The sequence below is a fragment of the Paraburkholderia madseniana genome, assembly GCF_009690905.1.
GTDB classification, from domain to species: Bacteria; Pseudomonadota; Gammaproteobacteria; order Burkholderiales; family Burkholderiaceae; genus Paraburkholderia; species Paraburkholderia madseniana.
This window is the reverse complement of the sequence record NZ_VOSW01000014.1, coordinates 1-24,980: the sequence shown is the minus strand read 5'-3', so window position 1 is coordinate 24,980 and position 24,980 is coordinate 1. Positions and strand designations below refer to the sequence as shown.

The following is a 24,980-nucleotide window of genomic DNA, read 5'->3' as shown; positions in this document are numbered from 1 at the left end:
TTGACGCATGAACACATCGCATCCAGACGTTGAGGCAAGGAGAATGGCTGTAGTGATACTTGCGTGTCGTGACTATGCGGCGCTCGAGTTGGCGCTCGCGAGTCAAATGGCCTACCGACCGCCGGGTGTGCCGTTCTACGTGCTGCAGAATTGCCGCGGCGGGTACGACGCCGAGCGCACCCTCGGTGTGGCCCGGCGCTACGAAAGGCTGTTTCCCGGTGTCGTCAACGTCGTCGACGACATCGTGCCAGGGGACCCCTATCGGTCGATCAGGAAGTTACTGTCCAAACCGGAGTTCGAAAACATCGACCTGGTTTGCAAGGTCGACGACGATGCATTCCCGATTGCGCATCAATGGCTCGACCAAATGGTCGAGGCCTATGACAGCGCTGAGCGAGGAAATGGCCGGAAGCTGGCGTACGTCACGCCGCTCATCAATAACAACGCATGGGGTTTTCCTCAGCTGCTGAAGGCGATGAATCTGGAGCAGGAGTACTTTGCCACGCAGGCGCATCCGCATTTCGTCGGGTCGGGCAGTAGCGGGCGTTTTCCGCTGCGGATCATTCCGGCGGAGCAGATCGAGACCGGTACGAACGGCACCATATGGGGCTATCCGCACATCGCGCGCTGGCTGCACGAGCGCACCACCCTTCAGCCTGACGCATTCATCGCTGCGACGCAATCGCTGGAGCAGTGCGATGTGCCATCGCAATCTCGCTATTCGATCGGCTGCATCCTGTTTCGCAAGTCGCTGTGGAATGCGATCGACGACGGGGGCCGCGATGACGAGCATATGATGCACATGCATTGCGAACGCAACGATCTCCGTATCGTCTGCGTGCGCCGCGTACCGTTTGTTCATCTTGCGTACTTCACGCAGCGCGAGGAGAACCGCGACATCGTGGACACGGCGCTCGCGCTCTATGGCCCGCGGCTTGCGCACCCGTTTCCTCTAGTGCTCTACGCTGATCGTGAGCGGGAAAATGAGGCGCGATTGCGCTGGCTTGAAGATCGATTGAATGCACCGGCCGCGCCGAGGCCGGAGTGGCTTGGGAAGCTTACGCCGAAACGGATAAAAGGTGCCGTGCGGCGGCGCCTGGTTTGGCTTTGGCCGGCGCGCAGCGCGCGTGGCGTGCCAGGGGAGCTGAGATAATCGGGCGCGAAGGCATTTTTGAAATTGGGAGGCCGAGTAGATCCGGCTTTAGCGATAGCGGGAGAGACGCAAGGGAAAGAAGACGGGTGGATGACGAGGGCTGCCCGAGACGCGCGCGTGAGTTGACGTGCACGGCTTGCCCCGGGCAGCTTGATCAGTTAAAGGCCATAGGCATGAACCACATGGTCGCTGCCCGCGACGAAGACCTGCCCATTCACGACCGACGGCGACGAGAAGTTACCCTCGCCGGATTGAACTGGCGTGTAGTGGTCGTGGAAAAGTATGGCTCCGGTTGTCGCGTCGAACGCATACACATCGTTGCCCATCCCGTCGGCGTAGTAGACCACACCGTTTGCGGCGACCGGCGGAATAGCCGGATTGAAGTTGGGGCTGTTGATGCCGACTTGCGTCTGCCACACAGGTTTGGGGTTGACGGAACAGGTGCTACCGATGGACAGTGCAATGAGCCCGTGCTTATATAAAGTCCCCGAATCGGAGGGAGACACGACGTAAAGCTGATTGAGCACCGGGTCGAACGCAGGCATGCCTATGTTGCTGCCGTCGTTCGAACTCTGAGCAATCGTCATCGTTTGAATGGGACCCGCCTGCTGAATGGTGGCCCGGTTATAAATGAACAGAGGGCCTGACTTGTTGTAGGCAGCGAGCATCGTCGGGCAGTTGGGACGCTGGAACAGCAATGCCGTAGCGCCGAAGTCGATGTCTGCGTTGGGCGAGGGAGTAAGTGGTGAGTTCGACGCGGCCACCGCCAGGGTTGGGGTGAGCTTCACGACGTGTTCGGCGAACCCTGCGTTTTCGGGGGTGGCGAATGCGTTGCCCGTCAGTGCATAGACGACTGTACCGTCAGGTGGAATCGATACGCCCCCAAAGCCCCATATGCCGCCCCCGTTCGGTCCGGTTGCCCCGGTGGGGAACCAGCGTTGCAGAATGGCGGCTGGGTTGGTGGTCGAGGCGCGGATAACCTGTCCGTGGTACGGCTGCGTATCGCAGGGGTCACCGGCCGTCGCAACGTATATTGAGGAACCGTCGGGACTGAGCGTCAAACCGCCGTACACCATCGTTAGCGGAGAAGCATTCGCCGCGTCGAGGAGAGGCAAGTTGAAGCCCGGGAGATCGACGCCGGTCGCCATATCGTACGCATGCAAGTAACCTTTCCCGCTCGCGACGAACAGGCGGTTGTTGGCATGGTCGATTACGGGCGTCCCCTGCACACCAATCTTGCCTTTGAATAGCCCGCTACAGCCCTGCGACAGAGTTGCCTGAGGGATGGGGGCACTCTTCCAAATGGTGGCCCCCGTCGTGGCATTCAGCGCCCATGTTGTGTTTCCCTCCGTCGCAACATAGACGATATCGGTCGGAACGTTGTTGATCAACACGCCGGTAGCCAAAACCGGCTGAGTCAGGATGGCGCCGTCAAGAACAGGGGACGCCCAGTGTTGTTTCAGCGTGCTCACGTTGGTCGCGTTCAGCACCGTCTCGACAGGGTTATACCCGGTCCGCTGCCTGTTCATGCCATACGTCGGCCAGTCGGTTGCTGTAAAGGTCGCGGCGGTGGAGGCTCCCGGTATCCGGGCCAACGTAGCAGCGGTTGCTAGTTCGGGAGCCTGGAATGGCGTATCGGCGGCCGGCCCGCTATCGTCGCGGAATCGATTCGGATTGACCGTGTTTCCGCCGTTCTGTTTGTCTATCTGCGATCCGTCGAGCGCGCTGGCGGGCGCGACGTGCGGTCCGTTGCCGAACGGGTGGAGGCCATGAGGGAACGGGAACGGTACCTTTGCTGCCGCCGCTGCGGCTGCCCCAAGATCCGGCGCGAGCGTCGCTGCTGGTGCTGCGTTCGAGCTTTGCGCCTGTACGCCTGAACCGGCCATGCCGGTGAGCATCAAAGCGGCAACAAATCGAGCAGCGTTGATTCTGCTTAGTGCGTTAGCCATAAATCCACCTCCTGAACATCAAGTTATTGCAATGTTGAGAAGTCCGCAAACAGGCGACTTCTAACCACGATTTACGACAAGGACGCGCGTTGCAATCGTGAAATCAATCCTAGGAGGCGATCAGAACCGAAGCGCGAGAAAAGGCGTTATTTGACTAAGCTTTGTCGAAACGACAGTTCTCCTTACGAATGATAAATATTAATAGCGCGCTCCATGCGAGGAGGAAATGACGCTTCAACTGTAATGTGCGGGTATGCGGCGGTGGGCCTATCAAGGGAGGTCGCTTGCTGCGGGCCCCGTCGGGCTCAGGAATCGCCAAGAGATCTCTTCCAGTCGGTCGGTCTGACTGTATCGAACTGCCTTCGACCCACTGCCTGTTCAAAGTAGCGGACATAGAGCACGATGACGCTAAAACGGCGATCACCGAAGACGAGAATACGAACAAGCCTTCTTGCAAAAATCGATGCGGCCCAAAACGGCGCGGGACCGCGATGCCTGAACACCATATCGACATAGTTGCGCAGCCCGCACGCGTACTTCCACTGCGTCGCTGCGGGCATGCGCCTGGTCTCGATCCACGCGCGCAAAGAGCGCGGACGCTGGATCATATCGCGGTTTTCTCCGTCCTTGTGTGTCATCTGGGAGGCGGTTACGCAACGCAGTTCACCAATGCGGCTCAGGCGCGCGGTATATTCGACGTCGTCGTTCCACACAAAGTACTCGTGGGCGGGGAACCCTACGCGTTGAATCGCATCGTGCCGAATGCACGCTCCAACGAACGACATATAGTCGGTCTTGAAGGAAGCGGCCGCGTGGTGCTCGGGCATTGACACAATGAGTCGCATCCGTTCGTCGAACGTTCCCTGATGCCAGAACTGCACACGCCGATCGATGCCAAATACCGTGCCGCACAGTGCAACAACGTCAGTGCGTGCGGCGTCCTTGGACACCAGCAGCTTTTCGAGCGCATCGGGCATAGGCTCTGCGTCGTCGTCCATGAGCCAGTACCAATCGAAGCCTTTGGCAAAGGCAGTGCTGATGCCCCTTGCGAAACCGCCGGCCCCGCCGGTGTTGCTCTCCGACAGAACGACGAAAACCCTGTCGTGCTTTGCCTCAACGGCAGCCAGATACTCGCGCGAACCGTCGTTGCTGCCGTTGTCGACTACGTAAATCGCATCGACGGGCCACGTTTGAGCAAGCAGCGCTTCGACGCATTCTTCCAGCAAGGCTCGCCGGTTGTACGAAACAACGATTGCGGCAGCGCTTACGGGGTTCATTCGATCAGCTCCTCGGCGGCTTTCAGCGCAGCGCCCACAACCTGGTCCATGTTGTAATAACGATATTGCGCGAGCCTTCCGACAAACGTGACGTCGGGCGTGGCCTCCGCGAGTTCGTGGTAGCGCTTGAAAAGCGCCTCGTTCTCGGGACGAGGAATGGGATAGTACGGATCACCTTCGGCTCGCGGATACTCCCTCACAATCGACGTGCCGCTATGCTGCTGGCCGGTCAGATGCTTGAATTCCGTTATCCGCGTGTATTCCTGGTCGTTAGGGTAGTTGATCGTCCCGGTCTGCTGGAAGCGTTCTACTTCGCCCAGATGTTCATGCTGAAAGAACAGGCTGCGGTAGGGGAGCTTGCCGAAGCGAAAGTCGAAATAGGCATCAATGGGCCCCGTATAGATTGTGTGCTCGCGTTCCACGATCGACCTGATGGCGCGAAAATCCTCTGACAGGCGCACCTCGATGTTCGGATGTTCGAGCATCTTCTCGAACATCGATGTGTAACCCTGGGCGGGCATGAACTGGAACGCATCGGTAAAGTAGCGGTCGTCGTCGTTTGCGCGGGTCGGTATGCGTGCAGCGACCCCCGCTGACAGTTCAGAGAGGTCGAGTCCCCACTGCTTTTGCGTATAGCCGCGGAAGAATTTCTCGCAGAGATCATGGCCGACGCTGCTTAACACCACGTCTTCGCTCGTCGCGACAGAGTCCCGGGGCTCGCGAACGGATTCGAGGTACGCCGTCACGCCCTGCTCGTCCAGATCAAGGTCGTATAGCCTGTTGATCGTCGTCCGGTTGATAGGGATGGGATAAAGCTCTCCGTCCACATGAGCTAGTACACGGTGCTCGTAGGGCCGCCAGTCGGTGAAATTCGACAGATACTCGAAAATTCGCTTGCCGGATGTGTGAAAAATGTGCGGACCGTATGGATGGATCAGCACGCCGTTCTCATCATGACAATCGAACGCGTTTCCGCCGATGTGACTCCGCTTATCGATGATCAGCACTCGCTTGCCGGCAGCGGCAAGGCGCTCAGCACACACTGCGCCCGCAAAGCCGGCCCCCACGATCAAGGCATCATATTTCATCTCTCGAAGTCCTTTAGAGAAACGCGCAACGGTGGCGGCCATTCAAGTCATCAGCAGCACATGAACGGCCGTGGAGAGCTCGGGCACCCAACGGCATCGCGGTGGAACGGGCACGCGCCGGATCCGGCACTGGTCACCTTCGAAAAACGCGGCCGCGCTGCAAATCAAAAGCAGGCATGAGCAGGACGGGGCCGGGAATGCGGTGTCTTGCACGCGACCGTGCAGACAACGTCACCGAGGAGAAGGGTGCCCACTTGATATTTCGCCTTCGGTACGTTTGCGCACACAGCGCAAATCCCGTCGTGTACCGCGCGTTCGGGTGTCGCGAGCTAATTTCTTGCGGTTGACTACTTCGGCGGTGGTCGATGTTTTTGTATGGAGAGCGAATCACATGGACCGCCTCACCTTCAGTCTGCCGAACGGATATTTATAGTCGGTTTGATTGGGGTCGCATGGGATTTTGATGAGTCCACTGCACCTTTGATTATTTAATGTGAAGAAAGCGTAAATTTGATTCGCTGAATGAGGGAAATTACCTACTTAATCAATTTGTCTGAATGCCGGATTTATTAATCATACAAATTGGAGGGGGCGATCTGCTTGCATATTCGTATGAATAAATCCATTGCCGAGTGGTTTTTTATAAGGGGCGGATAGCGTGGTAAACCGGGGAATCGCCCGGCGGCAAGCCGCGAGCACAAAATTAAACTTCTGTGAATAGATAATTAACGGAACTAATTCTTTTTTTTCACCGCGTGAATGCAACAAAGATATGTGCGCGCGCACACACTCGTTCTCATTTTGCGTATCAGTAATGCAGATATTTACCTTTTGTATTAGGTATGGAGAATGATCGCCTTTTCGTCGGATTTTTACATCCAGTTACAACATCGGAAAAAGTGTGACGCATATACTGCGATCCCCAAACAGAAATGCGTAAGTTGTACTCATGACCTTATCTAAACGATCAAGGAATCAGACACATCTTCTGGATTCCGTCCCCGCTTTAATTCCCACTGCATCTGTCCCTCGAAGGAAATTTCTCGCCGGCCTGGTTGCGGGCGCAGGGTCCTTCGCCCTTTCGGCATGCGGTGGCGGTGGCGCAGACTCGCCCGGCGCGGTAGCCAATAGCGCGAAGGTGGCTAACACGGCAACCCCAAGCAGTTTTACGGTGACCGCCCCGACAGCCAACGCGACTGTATCCGGTTCTGTCATGGTGACAGGCACCGCGGGCAGCAATTGGGTCAACGTATGCGTATTCGACCACGCGAGCGGCGCCAAGATTGGCGCCGACACGAAACCGAGCAACGGTACGTTCGCTATCAAGGTTGACACGACCAAACTGTCCACAGGCTCGCATCAGTTCGACGTGATGGGATTTACCGTCGCGGCCGGACAGCCGGGCGGCACCAAGACCACGACGTCTGTTTCAGTCACCGTCGCCGCACCGAGTTCCGGCGCGCTGTTCTACGGCATGAACGGCCATCTTGCCTACCCCAGCGGCATCTACCACACCATGTCGGCGGCCGCGCAACTGGCATTGCTCAAGGATCTCGGCGTCACGAATTATCGCGTTGACGTCGCCGATGGCGGAATGGCTCAAACGGTCGCCAACGCACTGACCGGTGCGTTTGCCGGCAGCGGCGTCGCCATCATGCCGGTGCTCAATCCTATTTCGGCTGGCTGGAATAAGTACGGCTCCGAATCGGCGGCGTACACCTTGGGCTACAACCTGGCGGTCGCATGCACCAAGCCGCTCAAGGGGCTCGTCAAGTACATCGAGTGTGGTAACGAACTCGACGCGACTGGCCTGATCACCACGGGCAACGGCAGCCTGACGAGCAACTACAGCCCCGCCATCTGGCCGGCGTTCCGCGGCGTTATCCGTGGCATGATCGACGGAGTCAAGGCGATCGACTCGTCGATTCAGTGTGGCGTGAATGTCGGTATCCCGCTTGCATACCGCGGCTTGCAGATGCTGTGGTCCGGCATCCAGCCTGATGGCAGTGCCAACGGCGTTTCGGGTCAGCAGCAAGTCCGCTGGGACTACACGACGTACCACTGGTACCAAAGCTCAGGCGATATCACCTGTGGATGGCAAAACAACGCGTGCCTGAACGTACTGCAGGTTCTGAAGGACTCCTTTAACGTGCCGATCTGGTTGACGGAATGGGGTTGGTCGGGCAGCCAGGACAGCGCAGCGCAAGCGGCCAGCTACACGACCGCGGCGCTGAAGGAGTATCGTGCGCTCAAGGATCAATACAACATCCAGTCGATCATGATGTATTGCCTGATCGATCCGGCTTATGGCCTCGTGCAAGAAGATGGTGTCACGAAGAACCCGGCTTACACGAGCTTCAAACAATTCGTTGCCGCGAATCCCGTCTGATCCGCCATTTCGCTAGCCTGCTAGCGTAACAAGCCTCTACCCGTGCAGCCTACGTGCTTTCTGCAAGCCGTAGGCTGTTCTTTTTTCGGAAACACCATGGGTGGCGCGATTTTGGAGTCGTGTGCGGTAAAGCACAGACCGCGTTGCTGCGACGCCACAATCTGCGAAGCGAGACACCACCCGCATGCGAGCTCGCCGGACCCATAGATCCAGTCTTTTGCGCACTACAGTCGGCGCAGCGCTTTCGAGGAAAGCGGTTCGCGAGCCAGCGATTCGTTCCGGTCCCAACACACAAGGAGTCCGACGTATGAATACGAGTGTTTCCGGTAATCCGCCGGTTGTGCTGCGGAATAACGTGGACGCGTTCTCCGGCGGCGAACTATGGCGGCTGATAGTCGACAATCTTGGGCTGGTCATCTGCATTGTTCTCCTGGTGACGGGCGCGTCTGCGCTGTACGCTTTTATCGCGACGCCTATGTATTCCGCGGATGCATTGGTCAAGGTCGATTTCCCTCAGCCCAACGCGCTCGGTGAGGCTTCGAAGGCGCTGGACCACGTCGTCCCGTCCACGCTGCCTACCGAGGCGGAGATTCAGATCATCCAAAGCCGGAGCGTGCTTGTGCCGGTGATCAGTAAATTCAAGCGGGACACCTCAATTACGGCGAACGACATCCCGGTTATCAGCGCGATCACCCGCCAATTCGCCACGCCGGGCACGCCTATGCCGGCACTCGGCGGTTTGAGAAGCTATGCATGGGGCGGAGAGGACGCGTCCGTCGGTTCACTGACCGTTCCCGCCATGCTTGAAGACAAACCGCTAACGTTGACCGTCCTTAACGGCGGCCGCTACCGGCTCGCCGTTGCCGGACGCACGCTCCTCGAGGGCGCCCCCGGCATACCGGCTGAGGCCAACGGCGTGGCACTCACCATGGAGCGGCTCGTAGCGCGCCCTGGAACCCAATTCACGCTCGTGCGCTTTAGCGACGTCAAGGCAATCGAACGTCTCTTGCACCAGTTGAAGGTCAGCGAGTCGGGCAAGGAGACGGGCGTCGTACAGATCGTTTATGAAAACCCCGATCCAGAACTGGCCCAGGCCATTGCCAACGGCATCGCCCAAGGCTACATCGCTTCCCACATCGCACAGCATCGCGCAGAGGCGCTCCAGACCCGCGAGTTCATCGTCGGAGAATTGCCGCAGCTTCACGCGAACCTGACCCATGCAGAGGCCGAACTGAGCCAGTACAGAACCGCGTCGAGTTCGATGCAAGCGGGTACGGAAGCGTCGTCGTACCTTCAGGGCAGCATTGAATTCGACCGCCAGATCGCGATGCTCAAAGTACAAAGAGCGGCGTTGGCCAGTCACTTCACACCGACCTCACGTGACGTGCAGACCGTCGATAGCCAGATCGAGCTTCTGCAAAAGGCTAAAAGCGCGTTCGAAGCGCGCTTCGACCAGTTGCCCGCCTCCGAGCGCCGGGCTGCCGATCTCACACGCGACGTAAAGGTCGCTGAGGACATTTACGTCGCGATGGTCAACAAGTCCAACGAGCTGGCTGTGACGCAGGCTGGCACGCTCGGGAATGTGCACATCATCGACACCGCGCTGTTGCCGGTGGATCCCGTGAAGCCGAAGCGGGCCCTGGTGATAGGCGTGGGTGCCGTCGGCGGTTTGATGGCGGCGGTTCTGTTTGTCTTTGTCCGGCGCCTATGGTCGTCCACACTTGAGCACTCGACGATGGCCGGGCGCCATCTGAACCTGGCGGTCTTTGGTCAGGTGCTGTTCAGTGACGAGCAAGCCCGACGGGATCGTGCGCTGAATTCGAACTCGCAGTCAACGAAGGGTCGCCTCACTGGTGGAGCGCAACAGAAAGTAGCCGGAGGCGCAACCGGATCGCCTCCCAGATTGGCCTATAGTGGCGCTGCTTTGCGAGACGCAGAGTGGGCCACCGGCCGCTTCCTGCTCGCGACCGACGGGCACGATGACATACCGATTGAGGCGTTGCGGGGCATATGTGCGTCGTTGCAGCGGCAAATTCAGGACGCGACGAATAACGTGCTCGTCGTGACGGGTGCGACACCCGGCACGGGGAAAAGCTTTGTATCGTCAAATCTGGCGGTCATCAATGCGCAGGCCGGCAAGCGCGTATTGCTGATCGACGGCGATATGCGCCGGGGCCAGTTGGCCTCCAATTTCAAGCAGACCGGTGCCGGCGGCCTCGCCGAAGTCCTGAACGGTCATGTCAACGTTGATCACGTGATTCGGAACACCGATGTTTATGGCCTTTCGTTTATTGCCGCAGGCCGGTTCCCACACAATCCGTCGCAGTTGCTCTCGACACCTCGCATGCAGCAACTCGTCGGCCATCTTGGCAAGCTGTATGACTTGATCATTATCGATACACCGCCGGTACTAGCAGTCAGCGATGCAAATCTGATCGCCTCTGTCGCGGGATCGACGCTGCTCGTGGTACGTCCGAACGCTCAGAGCGAACGGGAACTGGAAGAAACCGCGCAGCGTCTCGATCGCGCCGGCGCGCGTCTGGTCGGCATGATCTTCAATGCAATGCCGCGACGGCGCAGCGAGAAACGCAGCTACGGCTATGCGGCAGCCTATTCTGCAGCGGGTGTCCCGCAAGAGCATGCCGAATCGTGATCGTCGCCGGCGGGGCGTGTAGAGTTGCCGGATGAGCCGGCTAGGACCATTCCGCGCGACTGGAGGAGTCAAGAGTAAGCGTCTTGCCCCGCGCGTTTTTGCATTGAGAAAACAATGTACTCCAGACTGATATCCGCGCTGTTCTACATGTTTTTTACCTGCGTTATTCTGAATCCGCAGGTGAACGGGATCACGTTATATTTTTATCTCTTGATCCCGTTTCTCGATCCGGAGTTCGCGCGCTTCCTGAGCGGCACGGCTCGTCGTTGGGCCGGCCCGTTGCTCATCGCGGTCGTGGCAAGCGCGTTGACTTCGCCTTCGGCTGCAGTACGGGTCCTCTCGATTGCCATCTGCATAGGCTACCTGATGTACACGGCTGAACGCCGCATCAGCTATCTTCATCCATGGATGGTCATCAACATCCTGTTCGCAATCGTGCAGTTCGCGATGTACTACATCGACCGTGATTTCGCGATGCAACTCGGACCGACGAATCTCGCGAAACTGATCTGGGGGAACTATGCGACCAGTACCTATACGAACTTCTTCGAGGTGTTTTACTTTGCTCGCGTCTCGGGATTTTCGCGTGAGGCGGGATTCTTCTCTTCGCTGCTGGTGACGTCTTTTATCGTGTACCTGCTTAGCGATTCACCGAATAAGAAAATCATTGCTATTTACCTTATCGGCCTCTTCATTAGCTTCTCGAAATCGTCGATGACGCTGTTCCTCTTTGCCGCGCTCTATCCCGCGCGTGCAAGATTGCGGTCGGTCCACCCACTGATGACAATGGTTGCGTACTTTGCGGTGACCGCGGCCATTTCGGTGTACCTTGCATCGAACGATTTCTTCGACTCAGAAACGTTTGGCCACCGGCTGGCCGGCTACGCGTTCCTGTTCGATGCGCGGCTGGGGGATATCGTCAGCGGCATCACCGCACACGACATCATCACGCACTACAAGTACCTTCCCTACATCCGTTTGATCCAGGGCGAAATGGAGGACGCCGGTGTGCCATTTGCCGGTCTGGCTGCCACGGTCGCTGAAATGGGGATCTTCAGTGCGCTGATTCTTTTTGGCGTCATCGCGTTTACCGCGAGCGACGGCTTCGTCATGCTGATTTTCCTGCTCATCAGCGCCACCGTGAGCGTGACCACGGTCACATCCTTTATTCCGCTTGCGTACGTGATTTGCTACTGGCCTCGGTTTTCGGCATACAGCGCTCACCGCGTGGAGCTTTCGCGGCAGTTCGAGCCACTGCCACGGTACGGCAAGACTTAGTCTTGCTGTCTCGTGCGACGCGTTGCCGCTGGAGGCCGGCTGTGACGCGTTATCGTCTCGATTCGTCCTCCCATTTTTTTCGGCGATTGTGCGCCCGCGCATCGAGCGGGACTGCGGCGCGCCCCTCGAGTTATCGAGCAGAAGGCCCGAGCCGCGGAACGGCGAGACTGTCGACAGCGCGACTTCCTGCGATGCTTTCGAAGGCTCACGTTCGTCCGATGATCAAGGAATCGATAGTATGGTGAGCCGATACGGTTCTGATCAAATAGCAGGGGTCGTCGTGGGTGCCTCGCTGAACGGTCTCGGCGTGGCGAGGTCTCTCGCGTGTGCACGCGTTCCGCTCGTCGTAGTCGATACAAAAATCACGCGCTCAGGCATGTGGTGCCGCTACGTACGCGCGCACTACATCAAAAGCCTGATCGGAAAAGCCTTCGCGGACGACATGATCGAACTCGGCAAGAAATTCAAGCAGCCCCCGGTTCTTATATTGACCGAAGAAGAGGCGGTGCACGCGGTGTCGGAAAATCGCGAAGCGCTTGCGAACTGGTTTCGCTTCCGCCTTCCGGCGGACTCGACCGTCAAGATGTTGTGCAGCAAGGCAGGATTTCACGACTTCGCGCTGAAGCACGACTTTCCGGTTCCACGGTCCGTGACTATCGAGAGACTGTCCGACCTGGAATATCTATCGGAATTACGCTATCCGTGCGTACTGAAGCCGGACGACAAACGCAATGTATTGAGGGGCGAGAGGGAGCGGGCGGTTCGGGTCGACTCTCTCAGCGCTGCGCGCGCGCGAGCTATCGCCATGCTTGCCACGCCCGGCGGCATCATTGCGCAGGAGTGGATCGAGGGGCCCGACAGCAACATCTATTTCACGCTTTTCTATCGGGGGAGCGGCGGGAGTGTGATCAGCATCTTTACTGGGCGCAAGGTCCTCAGTTCCCCGCCGGGTATCGGCAATACCGCCATATGCGTTGCCGCACCCGAAGCGCGCGAAGTGCTCGAGTCGTTGACATTGTCGTTCGCCGAGCGGGCCGGCTTCGAGGGCATGGGGAGCATCGAATACAAGTGGGACGACAACCGCAGGCGGTTCGTAATGGTCGAGCCGACGGTCGGCCGTACGGACTGGCAGGAAGAAATCGCCACGCTGTGCGGCGTCAATATTCCGCTTGCCGCTTACCGGCATGAACTCGGTCTGCCGCCCATACCTGACCAATCGTGCCGGGTACCGGTCGCGTGGCGCGCGACGTTTGCCGACCGGGTGCCGCCTCATCTGCTGGGCGAGCACACGAAGATCGTTGACGGATATTTTCGCTGGAGCGATCCCGTTCCGGCGCTGCAGTTTTATGGCCTGCTCAGTCCGCTGCGGCGCTTGAAGCGCGCGTGGAACGTGACTATGGCACTCAAGCTGCTGCAGGTGAAAGTTTAGCGTGGGCTGGTATTTGACAACGTGTCGCGCTTCGCGACGCTGGCCTCGAGCGTGGGCGCCTGGAAGCCCTGAGTGCCGTCCCTGGATGGAGATGAGCAATGTCCTTCACCGACACCGCAATAATTGGCGCAGGGCCGTATGGGTTGTCTTTGTCCGCACACCTGAGCGCCGCAGGTGTGGTCCATCAGATTCTCGGGCAGCCGATGCGCACCTGGATCAATTTCATGCCACCAGGCATGCTCCTACGTTCCGAGGCGTTCGCTTCGAACCTCCATGCGCCGCTGTCCGGATTCACGCTCGAGGATTACTACCGCCAGAAGGGTATGCGCTATCAGCCGATGGGTATGGAGCTGCCGCTCGAGACGTTTGTGGATTACGCGCGTTGGTTTCAGTCGAATCTCGTCGAAGATGTCCAGGCAGTCGACGTTGTCAACCTGCGACGCGTCGACGGGCATTTTCAACTGGCGCTGAGCGACGGCCGCTCCCTCCTCGCGCGCAAGGTGGTGATCGCTTTGGGACTCAAGGGGTTCGCGCAAACCCCTGTCGCACTGGGAGGCCTGCCTGAACGCTATGCATCTCATTCGGCGCTTTATGGGGACCTCGCGTGGGCGCAAGGCAAAGACGTCGCGATAGTCGGCGGCGGACAGTCGGCGCTGGGGCTCGCCGCGCTGCTGTATGAGCAAGGATCGCGTGTTCACGTGCTCATGCGCGAAGCGGGCGTGATATGGCATCCACGGCCTCAAGCTTCTCGCGGCATCCTATCCAGACTGGCGCGTCCTGACGCTGGCTTGGGACGAGGCTGGCGCTCACTCTTCCTGTCTGAGTATCCGGGCCTTTTCCACATGCTCGATCAAGGGCGGCGCAAGCAGATCATGGAGCGGTCGTACGGAGCGTCCGGCGCCTGGTGGCTGCGTGATCGCGTCGTCGGCAAGGTGAAGATCTCGTTTCGGACCGAGGTTCGCTCCGCCGCTATCGACAACGATCAGGTCATGCTGCGCGTGATAAGCGAGGACAAGGAATCGGCCGTTGCCGCCGACCATGTCATCGCCGCGACGGGCTTCAAGACCGATATGAGGCAGCACGCGTTTCTATCGAAAGAAATCGTAGACGCGATTTCGATCAATAGTGGGCTGCCCGAACTCACCTCCAACTTCGAAACACAGGTTCGTGGCCTCTATGTGATCGGGCCGGCTTCCGCTCACAGCTTTGGGCCCGTCATGCGTTTTGTCTACGGGGCGAGGCATGCAGCGCCCGGTGTGGCGCGGCATATAGCCCATTCGTTGAAAGCGGACGCGAGAGATGGCGTGTGGTCCTCTGCCGAAGGCCATGTGCTCGAGCGAACGGGCGAGTAGCCGCATGCTTTCCGGCAGTCCGCCCGCTCCTTGATGTCGCGATTCAGCACAAGACAGCGCAATTATCGCGGCACCAGGTTCTTCGAAATGCACAGAGCGGAGAGGTGAAATGAATCGGGGTAAGGCATTACTTAAAGAGATCCTTGCTGCGCTCGTCGTCTTGACGGGCATTGCCCGAGCGACGCGCGCATGGCTATGGCGCGACCGGGTGGCGGTCCTGCTCTATCACGACCCCGACCCGGCGACACTCGACAGGCATCTCACGTATCTTCGAGAAATATGTGATCTGGTGCCGCTGACAGACGTCGCTGCGCCCGGCCGGGGACGTCCACGCGCGGCCATTACGTTCGATGACGGGCATGCGGGCAACGCAGCGTTGCTGCCTATCTTCATCAAGCACAAGGTGCGGCCGACGATCTTCCTCTGCAGCAGCATCGTCGGCCGTCCGCGCAGCCATTGGTGGTTGCATCCCGGCTCGGTGCGGGCGGGCCACGAACGGCTGAAGCGTATGACGAATGCGGAACGCCTGGCCGAACTCGCGGCACATGGTTACCGCCAGGACGCCGACAATCAGGCGACCGGCCTTAGCATCGAGCAGATGGAAACCATGCAGGCGTACGTGGACTTTCAGGCTCACACACGATTCCATCCCGTGTTGACTCGTTGCAGCGATATCGAATGTGCGGACGAAATCGGCAACAGCAAGCATGAGATCGAGGCGCTGCTGCGCAATGTTTGCGAGCACTTTGCCTACCCGAACGGAAACTATGGCGATCGCGAAGTCAGTTTCGTAGAAGCGGCGGGATACAAGAGTGCACGCACATGCGATGTCGGTTGGAACGATCACCAGAGTGACCCGTTTCGACTGCGCGCGATCATTGTCGACGACAGTGCGTCGACGCGGCGATTCGCGGCGCAATTGACCGGTATCCCGCTCTTCTTGCATTACCTGAAGAAAGGTGGCGGTTGGAGCGGACGATTTCCTCAGTTTTGATGGTGCGCTGCACATCCTGTTGCGCTACGTGTCCTGGCAAACACAGCCGTTGGGTACGACACGCTAGCATCTTCCGAGCGAGGAATTCCAGCTATACCGTCCACGTTTTGCGTGATCCCATTTGTGCAGTCAAAGAGGAGCGGGGAGATGCAGCGCTGGAGGGTATTGCTGATCAACGATTTCTTGCATATGGGCGGCGCGGAGATTGTCTATAAACAATCTGCAGGGCTTCTGAGTACTCTATCCGGGGTTGAGGTCGAGCGCTTCGACGATAGTCGATTCGTCGCGCAGACTTCCATGTTGTCGAGAATATGGAATGTTGCTGCCGCTCACGCGCTCGAGAAAGCAATTCTCGCGTTTCGGCCGCATCGGGTGCTGGTGCATAACTACCATAACGCTCTCTCGCCTTCGATCCTGAGCGTTATCGCACGATACAAGCGCGATTTGGGCTACCGCACGTACCATACGTGCCACGACTACCATCTCGTCTATTACAACCCGATGATGCAATACTTCGAGAAGGGCAAGCCCCTGATTCTGCCGCTTGAAATGTTGAGTACGCGCACGGCGTTCAAGCTTCGTTCGTCGCCAAAGGGCCTCATGCATGACCTCATGACAAAGGCGTACTGGCATGCCGTGCGTGCGGCGTGCCATCCGTCGCGCGTATTCGATCAGATTCTTTGCCCCAGTGCCTTCATGCAGGAGGCACTGCACCGCTGCGGAATCCGCAACACGGTGATCCTGCATAATCCGTCCGCTGTGCCGGTTGCGCTGATTCCCTCGGCCGTCCGTAACAAAGACCGTTTCAATCTTGCGTTCGCTGGAAGAATCTCGCAGGAAAAAGGCCTCGCGCAGTTCATCGAGCTCGCGCAAGCGGCGGATTTTGAGCATATCAACGCTATCGGTGTTTATGGCGAGGGTCCCGAGCGCGCGGTTATCGAGCAACGCTTCGCATCACTCATCGAATGTGGCAAGCTGATTTTTTTCGGCAGCTTGCCGCAGGAACGGTTGTTCTCGGACCTGCAGCGCTTCGCCGACGCGGTCATCGTACCGTCGGTGTGCGCGGAAAACGCGCCGCTCATCATCATCGAGGCGGCGATGCTCGGCCTGCCTGCGCTCGTTCGCGATGGCGGAAGCATGGCGACGACCGCGGACGCTGTAGGCAACAAGATCAAATTCCGCACTGATCCGGAGAGTCTGAAGCTGGCGCTTGGGCAACTGGCCACGCATCTTTCGAACCCTGAGAGAAGATACGACGTCGACCAGTATCTTCCTGAGTATTATGCTGAGCGCCTTGCCGAAATCATGTGTATCGGCCAAGGCGTGCCACCTTCCGCATACCCTGCGTTCGCCGCAGATAGCTCCCAATCTTCTGGCGTGTTGCGATAGCCGCGAACGCTGCCTGAGCCTGACTGTCTGCAAGCGCGGCGGATGGGTTGCGTCAGTGCCGCGCGTTAGACAACCTCGCCATGCATGGAGGCGTCCGCTTCTTGTGCATCGCCGATTCTGAAGACAGCCACTGTATCGCGCAGACCGCTTGCCCGGCTGGCCATGGATCGCGCCGCAGTGGAAACTTGCTCGACGAGTGCCGCATTCTGCTGGGTGACCTTATCCATTTCGGCAACGGCGTGGTTGACCTGCTCGATGCCCGCTGTTTGCGTGGTCGATGCATGCGCGATCTTGCCCATGATTCCGGTGAGCTGATGCACCGATCGCATGACCTGGTCAATCGTCGCGCCTGCCTCGGTAACGAGGTGAGCGCCGGCTACGACATGCCCGGCCGACTGTTCAATCAACGCCTTGATTTCCTTGGCCGCTCCCGCGCTGCGCTGCGCCAGCGTGCGGACCTCACTCGCGACAACCGCAAATCCACGTCCTTGATTACCGGCGCGGGCCGCTTCGACAGCGGCGTTCAGTGCAAGGATATTGGTCTGGAACGCGATGCCTTCGATCACACTGATGATCTGCCCAACTTTCGAAGAACTCGTGGAGATGTCCTGCATGGTCGTGACGACGCGTTTGACGACGTGGCCACCCTGGACGGCGGTGTCGGAAGCGATGTTCGCAATCGCGCTTGCTTGCATGGCGTCCTCGCTGTTCTGCCTGACAGTGGTAGTCAGTTCCGCCATGCTGGCAGCCGTCTGCTGCAGCGAGGCGGCTTGCTGCTCGGTACGCTGCGAAAGATCGACATTGCCTTCGGCCGTCTCGACGGCACGTACAGCGATCGACTCTGCTGAAGTCTTGATTTGCGTGACGATGGATGTCAGTTGCACGCGCATCGTGTCGAGCGAGGCCATCAGGCTATGCGCGTCGCCTTTGTGCAGTTTGACTGTCACCGCAAGATTGCCGGCGGCGATCTCCCGTGCGATGCGCTGTGCCTCGGCGGGTTCCGCACCAAGCTGCCTGAGTATGCCGCGCGTAATCAGAAACGCCGCCGTCAAACCGATCAGCAGCGCGGTTGCCACCGAGGCGGCGGTGACCACCTGCAAGGTCGCATAGGTGGAAGTGGCGCGGTTCGCTGCGGCCCGACTGCGGGTTTGTTCCAGTGCAAGCAGTTCGTCGAGGGTGGATAGCCACACGACCTGTTTCGGACGTACTTCACTCACGAGGACCTTCACTGCCGCGTCCTGATCAGTCGACAGCGCCCAACTCCGTGCTTCCTTTTCGACGAGCGGTAAGGTTGCGGCTTCTTCCTGCCTGAGCATGGTGAATAGCCGGCGCTCGTCGTCGGTCGTCAGGGGGGACGCGTTGAACAGGCGCCCAAGCGCCTGATAGTTCTCTGTATAAACCGTTTCCTGCTTCGCAATGGACGCCTGCTCGCTGGCTACGTCTTTCTCGTCAGTCAACAAGGCCATATTGCGGATCGCAATGGCAATGCCGCTCACCGCGCCCCGCAGGTTAGTCACACGAGCCGTCTCGACGTCGTGGACCTCGACGATGTCGTCGAGTTTGCCGCGGATACTGGCCACACCGCTCATCCCCACAGCGGAAATGGCCGTGAGCAGTAGGAGGACTGTGCCGAAGCCAAGCGCCAGTCGCGCAGACACATTAATTTGAGCCATGACGGTTCTTTTTTTGGTCGTTAGGCTGCGCGTCGATTGACGTATTTGAATGCGTGCGCTCGCCGGTTTATTGTTAGCCGGGCAATGCTAGTGCGCTTCTCGTAGTGGAAGTAACTGTTTTTTCGAGATTTGCAGTACGTAGATTCGGGCGGTACGGGTTTCACCTGGCCCGATCAATTTCTTCGGCCTGGAGTGTGCCAATCTGGTTTGGCCTGATGGCGATTCCATCCGATGCGGCTCATGCCGACGCTGCTCTTAAATGGATCAACTACATCTTGCAGCCAAAAGTTCATGCTGCGATCACGAATGAGGTGTTCTACCCCAACGGAAATCTGGCGTCCAAGCCCTATATCAAACCTGAACTCGCAGCGAACCCACAGATTTTCCCACGCGAGACTGAGTTGGCCACAATGTATCCGGAACTGCCCTTGCCGGCAGACGTTCTGCGCTTGCGCAACCGGCTCTGGCAGAAATTCAAGACCGGGTATTGAACGTCTGTAGTGCAGGCCGGTGGAGTGATCTCCGCCGATCGATACGGGCTTGGCGCATTAGTCCTGAGTGGCCACATCGGTAGCGTCGGCCTGTACCAGTGCGCGCACGAGCAGGTACACGGCTGGCAAGTTGTCGTCGTCACGCCGCCAGTCGACGGGTTCGTCGAGATCCATGCCGGACAAACGACTGTCCTCAAACCGGACAAACGTCGAGCGCACTGTCTCGTTGTGCCTCGCCAGGAAGCCCCGATTCTCAAAGACCTGTTCGTCGATTGTCAGCAGCGTGCGCCAGGTCGGCAATCGCGCGCCGCTTGAGTAACGGCGACGGCCACTGTCGAGGTGACGACCTGCGACCGTGGCAATGATCTGCTGGAGGTCGAGCGACGCGCTGCGGAGTGCGCGTTCGAGGGCGACAGGATTGATGTCGTGGACATCCCTATCAAGAGCAGAGTCGTTAATCATGCTGTTATCTTCCTGAGGACTCGCGGCAACTCGCAGCATCAAGGTTGATGCTTCAACAACGCCTGGTTTCGCTGTGCCAACAACTGGCGGATCTGGGCAAGATAGTTATCGCCGACCGTGCAGTCTTCAACAGGCCGGCTATGTTGATGAGGCGTTGGTGGACGTACGCCGAGATAGCGGCACACCGCTGACAGATATGGTTTGCCGTTGCCTCCCAGATGCCGTGCAGCGGCAGCCACGCGCACGTCTCCGACATGCTTGCGCAGCCACGCGAGCGTTTCGCGATCACCGTCGTTCAAGATGCGGATAAGCTGGTTCATGACCGATCCTGTATATAAAAACAGTACTGTGAATTTATACAGTATTCGAACAGGATGCAAGTCAATTCGCAGGTCTACTTCACCAACCGAATGGCCGTCGTGTCCAGGTTGGAGCGAAATATTCTCGATTGCCGGCGGGTCAAGGGATTTCCCTGGTCCAGGGATTACGCACATATTTCGCGCACCAGGCTGAGGAATGGCCGTCCGCGAGCGCACAACGCGCAACTTGATGGTGGCGAGCGTGCACGGATAACTTGCTGTATTTAAAGGTGATACGTCTGAGCCAGCAGCGTCTTCGACGCCTCCAAAGAAGATATCCCTGACCGATCCTGCTGCACGATGGACGGCCGCACCGGGTGGTCCCGCGTTCTTTGCCTATTCGACGAATTACCTGATTGATCTGCAGGCAGGGATCATTGTGGATGTTGAAGCGACGCCGGCGAACCGGTCACAAGAGGTCGAATCAACCAGGACAATGATCGATCGTGTTGAACACCAACGGGACCTGAAGCCTCGCCGACTGGTAGGTGACACCGCATACGGCACAGCAGCGCTGCTTGGCTGGATGGTTGAACAGAAGCACATTGAGCCACACGTTTCAGTCTGGGATAAAACAACGCGCAAGGACAATACGTTCTCGCGCAGCGAATTTATCTGGAATGAACAGGCCAACGAGTATCGATGTCCTGCGGGGAACGCGCTACGCAGCGACTGGCGTCCATTCAGGAATCCCCGCACACATGTCACGAAAGCCGACACCATCGTCTACCGAGCGAGCCAGATGGACTGTGACGGCTGTTCGATGAAGGATCGATGCTGTCCGAATACGCAGTTTCGCAAAGTCGTGCGCAGCGTCCATGAAGCTGCACGCGATGAAGCGAGGCGCATCGCGGCAACCCCGGAGTACAAACAGTCGCGCCGGCAACGAAAGAAGGTGGAAATGCTCTTCGCTCACCTCAAGCGCATCCTCAAACTCGATCGCTTGCGACTGCGTGGTCCAAGCGGTGCTCATGATGAGTTTCTGATGGCAGCAACTGCGCAAAATCTGCGAAGAATGGCCAAGTGGCTCACGCCTGAAGGTAAGCAGACTCCCATTGCATCGGGGCACTCCGCGGTTTCCTCCCTTCAGGTTTATTCAACGCCTGCCCGCACGCGCCGTCGCGCGCCCCCGAGCCCGCGGACATGGGCAGGCGTCGAACAAACCTCAAGACGATCGGCCTGACAAACGGGTAAAAGGAACGGCCGTTGTACCTTGCAAGCGGCCATTGCTGGCGCACGGTGACGAACGGCAGTCGAGGGTGGTCGTGAGCGGACGTGCAACTGCTCTGCGGTCACTGAATCGGCAACCCGTTCGTTTTATCAAGTCACCGAAATTGCAGGGCACGACCACGCTCGCGATTGTTGCAGCGGCAGGAGGCTCAACAGAAATGTCGGGCGATTCACTGGGTGCCGGCGAGTCGTGTGAATCGGGTCGCGATTCGAACAGCGCGTACTCGAAATGGCTTTACTCTCATTGCGCCCAAGGCACCGCCTCCCGTGTGGGTGTGCCACCTATGGCGTCGATCAGGTAATCCACGAAGGAAGCGATCCGCGAAGACAGGGCCGTATTGCGGTAATAGACAGCATGGATCGTTTGGCGAACATCACTCGTCTCCCGAGTGAGGATCTGGACGAGCCGTCCGGCCTCACGGTCCCGTGCGGTCATGAAGTCCGAAAGGCAAACTATTCCAACGCCCTGAAGCGCCAGTTGCCGAAGTGTCTCGCCGCTCGACGAATAAGCGACTGGCTCAATACGATAAGGCTCACCATCAGCGCCTAACAGTGGCCAGACATTAAGCGACTCCGGCTGATTGAAGCCCAGAAGCACATGCTTGCCAAGCTCTTCAACGTTGCGCGGCTGACCATGCTTCTCGAGGTAGCCCCGACTCGCGAGAATGCGCATCCGGCTATTTCCAAGGAGCCTGCTGTGCAATGTCGAATCCTTGAGGCGGGCGATTCTGATCGCTATGTCGGTGCGACTTTCGAGCAGATCAATGATGCGGTCGTTGGTGTTGAGCTCCAGAGTGACATGCGGATAGCGCTCTCGGTAGCCCTGCACGAGTGGCACGATCACATGCCGCATGAATGGTGCCGCGGCGTCGATCCGCAGCCGCCCCGAAGGCGTTTCGCGCTGTGCGACCATCAGTTCTTCTGCGGTTTCGACAGAGTCGATGATCGCTCGCGCATGCTGAAGGAATACCCGTCCCTCCTCGGTGAGCTCGAGTTTGCGCGTGTTTCGGCGGAGCAGTGTCGTTTTCAGCTTTTCCTCGAGGCGCCCGAGCAAGCGACTTACCGCCGACACCGTCAGGTTCAGATGGTGCGCTGCGGCCGTCATTGAGCCCGTATCTACAACGGCTGAAAAGGCCTGAAGCTCATCCAAAGTAACATTCATTGTTGAACTATTTTCAAAATACTTTCGTTGATGGGCCAGTTTCTCGAAAAAAGCAAAGCAGGCACACTTGCCACAACATTGTAAGTGCACTTGATCGGGCGATTCTCGCGACGAGAGCGGCCGACGACGGGCAGGACGCGATATTCGGTCCCGATGCACAACGACGGTTGAGCAGGTGCGACATGCGCCAACTACCTGCTCGCGCCTACCTAAAGCGCGATTGTGATCGGCAGACTCCGTTTCACTTCGACCCACGCGAGCATTCACATGGCAGCCTTCGATCGTCCTCTAAACCTCACCACCGGCGTGATGGAACTGGGCCGGTTTCGTGTCGATCTCGGAACGCGGGAACTGCGCCGAGACGGGGTAGCAATACCCGTTGGGTCCCGGGCCTTCGATATCCTGGCCGTGCTTGTTTCGGCTGGCGGCCGCCTTGTCACCAAAGACGAGTTAATGAGCGTGGTGTGGCCGCAAACGATCGTCGAGGAAAACAACATCCATGTCCATCTGTCGGCCTTGCGCAAAATTCTCGGACCCGACCGGAATCTTGTCCTCACGGTGCCTGGGCGCGGGTATCAGCTTTGCGTGCAAAAAACGGACGTGGCCCTCACTTCCTGGATGGGCGGGTCGATGCGAGACGCGAACCAGCTGCCGTCGAACATCGCGTTGGTCGGGCGGGAGACGGCCGTTCAGCGGATCCTCGCGATGCTCGAAAGTTCGCGCCTGATAACGCTCGTGGGCGCTGGGGGGATCGGCAAGACGCGGCTCTCGCTCGAGGTCGCGCGTCGAACTGAAGAAGACTCGGTCGAACCCGCATACTTCGTCGACCTATCTGGCGTGACGACGCGGGAAGGTATGCTCGATGCCATTATGAAAGGCTGCGGTCGGCCGACTGGGGGCGCTGGAGTCCCTGAAAAAGGCGTCGCGTGCGCGCTTTCGGATCTGCGCGGGCTGCTACTTATCGATAATGCTGAACATCTGATCGCGCACGTGGCGGAGATAGTCGACGCCTTGCTCGCTGCAAATAACCACGTGCGCGTCGTCGTGACCAGCAGGGAACGGTTGCGCATATCGCCCGAGCATACATTCAAAGTCGATCCGCTTGAAACGCCACCGGCGTATACCTCGCAAGTCGATATCCGTGGGCATTCGGCGGTCAGGTTGTTCCTCCAGCGTGCAAACGCCATGCAGCTGACCGTGGGCGCCGACGGCCAGCAGCTCCAGCTTGTCGGTGAGATTTGCCGACGGCTGGATGGCATACCCCTCGCGATTGAACTAGCGGCTGCCCGCGTCGCTGCCCTTGGCCTCGACGGTGCACGGCATTGTCTGGACGACCGCATGGCGTTTCTCACCGGTGGATATCGTACCGCACGACCGCGCCACCAGAGCCTGCGTGCGACCTTTGACTGGAGCCATGCGTTGCTCGATCATACAGAGCGGACTCTCTTCCGGCGCACTGCCGTATTCGATGGTCTCTTTACGCTAGAAGCGCTCGGCGTCGTGGCATATGACGCGACGCTTTCCCTAAGCAGTGCGATCGCGGGAATCGACGCGCTCGTCGCAAAATCTCTCCTGAATGTGCAATTTGAGGGGCCACGCGCTCTGTACTGGCTGTACGAATCCACACGTGCGTATGCGCTGCAGAAGCTTCGCGACGAAGGCGAAGTAGAAACAATCACCATGCGACACGAACACCACGCTGTTCGCCTGCCAAGGCGGGCCGGCGCGGACCAGCTTAACCCCGAACCAGGCAGTGTACGTCGATCGTCGCCCACTGCGGGCCACCACGCGTTGAACTGGTCAGCTGCGCAATATGGCGATATTGCCCTCAGGTGAGATGCGTGGGACCGCGATGCCCCCGCTCGTCTGAGTGCTTGACTCCGAATGCGGTCTTATACCGCCCGAGTACGAAAGGCGGCACGGTGTCAGAGCGCGACCGTTCGAGAGGCGCAACTCTGAATTCCTTTCGATCGACATGATCTCGTCTTGCAACCGCAAAACATCGGACAACGTGTGCACGCGAGCGACGGCAAGGCCAACGACTTGCCGGCTGTCACGACTGGTTGAATGACTGTTGTACCTGAGAAACAGCCGTCGCGTGGCAGCGAGTACGTAACACCGCTTCACGCCCTGAGTCATCATCGGGCTGAGTTCGGCCGAGCCTGTGTGGAAACTCAGTTTTGGCTCTGAGGGCGAGGTTGCCGGTCGGTCGATAAAGTTAGATGCGTCTCGCGTGCGCTAATCAAACATCCGCGGGCGCAAGAAGCCCCTTGGGGCTTCAGCTTGCAGTCATCCTCATCGCCTTCATCATCCCGGCAACCCCAAGTATATTCATGACGCGCTTCAGGTTGTAGGCCAATACCTGAAGACTCATTTCCGTGCTCACGTGTCCCAGCGTCCGGGTCAGGAAGTGGGTGGCCCCCATCCAATGCTTCAGCGTGCCGAAGACGTGTTCGACAGTGCTTCTTCGGATGATCATTGCATCAGGCTTCCGGTCGAGTCGACGCTGCATAACTTCCAGTACTTGTTCGTGCTCCCATCGTCGGATGCGGCGATAGTCGCTGGGCGAACATCGCTCCTTGAGATGGCAACGCGGGCATGCGCTGGGCCAGTACACGCGCAGATTCATGTCTTTCTCGACGGTCTTGAATC

At 58.6% G+C, this 24,980-nt stretch carries 18 protein-coding genes and 1 pseudogene; 11 read left to right on the top strand and 8 right to left on the bottom strand.

The features are described from left to right. Window positions 1-7: 7 nt before the first annotated feature. Window positions 8-1,153, top strand: coding sequence for a hypothetical protein (locus tag FSO04_RS09625; protein WP_154559466.1), 1,146 nt, complete (start codon window positions 8-10; stop codon window positions 1,151-1,153). A gap of 158 nt (window positions 1,154-1,311) precedes the next feature. Here FSO04_RS09625 and FSO04_RS09620 read toward each other — a convergent pair whose 3' ends face one another. From FSO04_RS09620 to glf, 3 genes are all read right to left on the bottom strand, one after another. After that, window positions 1,312-3,102: a PQQ-binding-like beta-propeller repeat protein gene (locus FSO04_RS09620; RefSeq protein ID WP_154559465.1), complete on the bottom strand. Its 1,791-nt coding sequence runs from the start codon at window positions 3,100-3,102 to the stop codon at window positions 1,312-1,314. A 305-nt stretch (window positions 3,103-3,407) separates the two neighbouring features. Beyond that, on the bottom strand, window positions 3,408-4,379 hold the full coding sequence (locus FSO04_RS09615; protein WP_154559463.1) for a glycosyltransferase family 2 protein: 972 nt from the start codon (window positions 4,377-4,379) through the stop codon (window positions 3,408-3,410). Then, on the bottom strand, window positions 4,376-5,467 hold the full coding sequence (gene glf, locus FSO04_RS09610; protein ID WP_154559527.1) for a UDP-galactopyranose mutase: 1,092 nt from the start codon (window positions 5,465-5,467) through the stop codon (window positions 4,376-4,378). The genes FSO04_RS09615 and glf overlap by 4 nt, the downstream gene beginning before the upstream one ends. A 1,171-nt stretch (window positions 5,468-6,638) precedes the next feature. Here glf and FSO04_RS09605 point away from each other — a divergent pair. From FSO04_RS09605 to FSO04_RS09575, 7 genes are all read left to right on the top strand, one after another. Beyond that, complete coding sequence (locus FSO04_RS09605; protein WP_233464792.1) at window positions 6,639-7,856, top strand: glycosyl hydrolase; 1,218 nt, start codon at window positions 6,639-6,641, stop codon at window positions 7,854-7,856. Window positions 7,857-8,163: 307 nt separating this feature from the next. Continuing rightward, window positions 8,164-10,509 carry a polysaccharide biosynthesis tyrosine autokinase gene (locus tag FSO04_RS09600; RefSeq protein WP_154559461.1) on the top strand — a complete coding sequence of 782 codons (2,346 nt, stop codon included), beginning with the start codon at window positions 8,164-8,166 and terminating at the stop codon, window positions 10,507-10,509. 114 nt (window positions 10,510-10,623) lie between these two features. Beyond that, window positions 10,624-11,787, top strand: a complete 1,164-nt coding sequence (locus FSO04_RS09595; protein ID WP_154559460.1) for a hypothetical protein — start codon at window positions 10,624-10,626, stop codon at window positions 11,785-11,787. Between the two features lie 238 nt (window positions 11,788-12,025). Then, window positions 12,026-13,216 carry a carboxylate--amine ligase gene (locus FSO04_RS09590; protein ID WP_308112585.1) on the top strand — a complete coding sequence of 397 codons (1,191 nt, stop codon included), beginning with the start codon at window positions 12,026-12,028 and terminating at the stop codon, window positions 13,214-13,216. Between the two features lie 98 nt (window positions 13,217-13,314). Then, a complete protein-coding gene (locus FSO04_RS09585) occupies window positions 13,315-14,568 on the top strand; it encodes an NAD(P)-binding domain-containing protein (protein WP_154559458.1) in 1,254 nt (417 codons plus the stop codon). A gap of 109 nt (window positions 14,569-14,677) precedes the next feature. After that, the gene (locus FSO04_RS09580) at window positions 14,678-15,562 is read left to right on the top strand and encodes a polysaccharide deacetylase family protein (protein ID WP_154559457.1); all 885 of its coding nucleotides are present in this window, start codon (window positions 14,678-14,680) and stop codon (window positions 15,560-15,562) included. A gap of 147 nt (window positions 15,563-15,709) precedes the next feature. After that, window positions 15,710-16,951, top strand: coding sequence for a glycosyltransferase (locus FSO04_RS09575; protein WP_154559456.1), 1,242 nt, complete (start codon window positions 15,710-15,712; stop codon window positions 16,949-16,951). A gap of 65 nt (window positions 16,952-17,016) precedes the next feature. Here the strand turns inward: FSO04_RS09575 and FSO04_RS09570 are convergent, their stop codons facing one another. Then, window positions 17,017-18,624, bottom strand: coding sequence for a methyl-accepting chemotaxis protein (locus FSO04_RS09570; protein ID WP_154559454.1), 1,608 nt, complete (start codon window positions 18,622-18,624; stop codon window positions 17,017-17,019). A gap of 215 nt (window positions 18,625-18,839) precedes the next feature. Here FSO04_RS09570 and FSO04_RS09565 point away from each other — a divergent pair, with 215 nt between their 5' ends. Beyond that, window positions 18,840-19,115: a type 2 periplasmic-binding domain-containing protein gene (locus FSO04_RS09565; protein ID WP_154559452.1), complete on the top strand. Its 276-nt coding sequence runs from the start codon at window positions 18,840-18,842 to the stop codon at window positions 19,113-19,115. Window positions 19,116-19,172: 57 nt separating this feature from the next. Here FSO04_RS09565 and FSO04_RS09560 read toward each other — a convergent pair whose 3' ends face one another. Together FSO04_RS09560 and FSO04_RS09555 are read right to left on the bottom strand one after the other, a co-directional pair. Beyond that, complete coding sequence (locus FSO04_RS09560) at window positions 19,173-19,577, bottom strand: DUF2471 domain-containing protein (RefSeq protein WP_154559451.1); 405 nt, start codon at window positions 19,575-19,577, stop codon at window positions 19,173-19,175. A 38-nt stretch (window positions 19,578-19,615) separates the two neighbouring features. Next, window positions 19,616-19,897 carry a CppA family protein gene (locus FSO04_RS09555; RefSeq protein ID WP_154559450.1) on the bottom strand — a complete coding sequence of 94 codons (282 nt, stop codon included), beginning with the start codon at window positions 19,895-19,897 and terminating at the stop codon, window positions 19,616-19,618. Between the two features lie 301 nt (window positions 19,898-20,198). On the opposite strand from FSO04_RS09555, the pseudogene FSO04_RS09550 reads away from it, so the two are divergent. After that, window positions 20,199-20,978: pseudogene (locus FSO04_RS09550) on the top strand (transposase); the annotation flags it as partial. 429 nt (window positions 20,979-21,407) lie between these two features. Here the strand turns inward: FSO04_RS09550 and FSO04_RS09545 are convergent. Continuing rightward, a complete protein-coding gene (locus tag FSO04_RS09545; RefSeq protein WP_154559449.1) occupies window positions 21,408-22,328 on the bottom strand; it encodes a LysR family transcriptional regulator in 921 nt (306 codons plus the stop codon). 267 nt (window positions 22,329-22,595) lie between these two features. Here FSO04_RS09545 and FSO04_RS09540 point away from each other — a divergent pair, with 267 nt between their 5' ends. Beyond that, complete coding sequence (locus tag FSO04_RS09540) at window positions 22,596-24,164, top strand: ATP-binding protein (RefSeq protein ID WP_154559448.1); 1,569 nt, start codon at window positions 22,596-22,598, stop codon at window positions 24,162-24,164. Window positions 24,165-24,606: 442 nt separating this feature from the next. Here FSO04_RS09540 and FSO04_RS09535 read toward each other — a convergent pair. Further along, on the bottom strand, window positions 24,607-24,980 hold a 374-nt coding region (locus FSO04_RS09535; RefSeq protein ID WP_154559447.1), incomplete at its 5' end, for a transposase.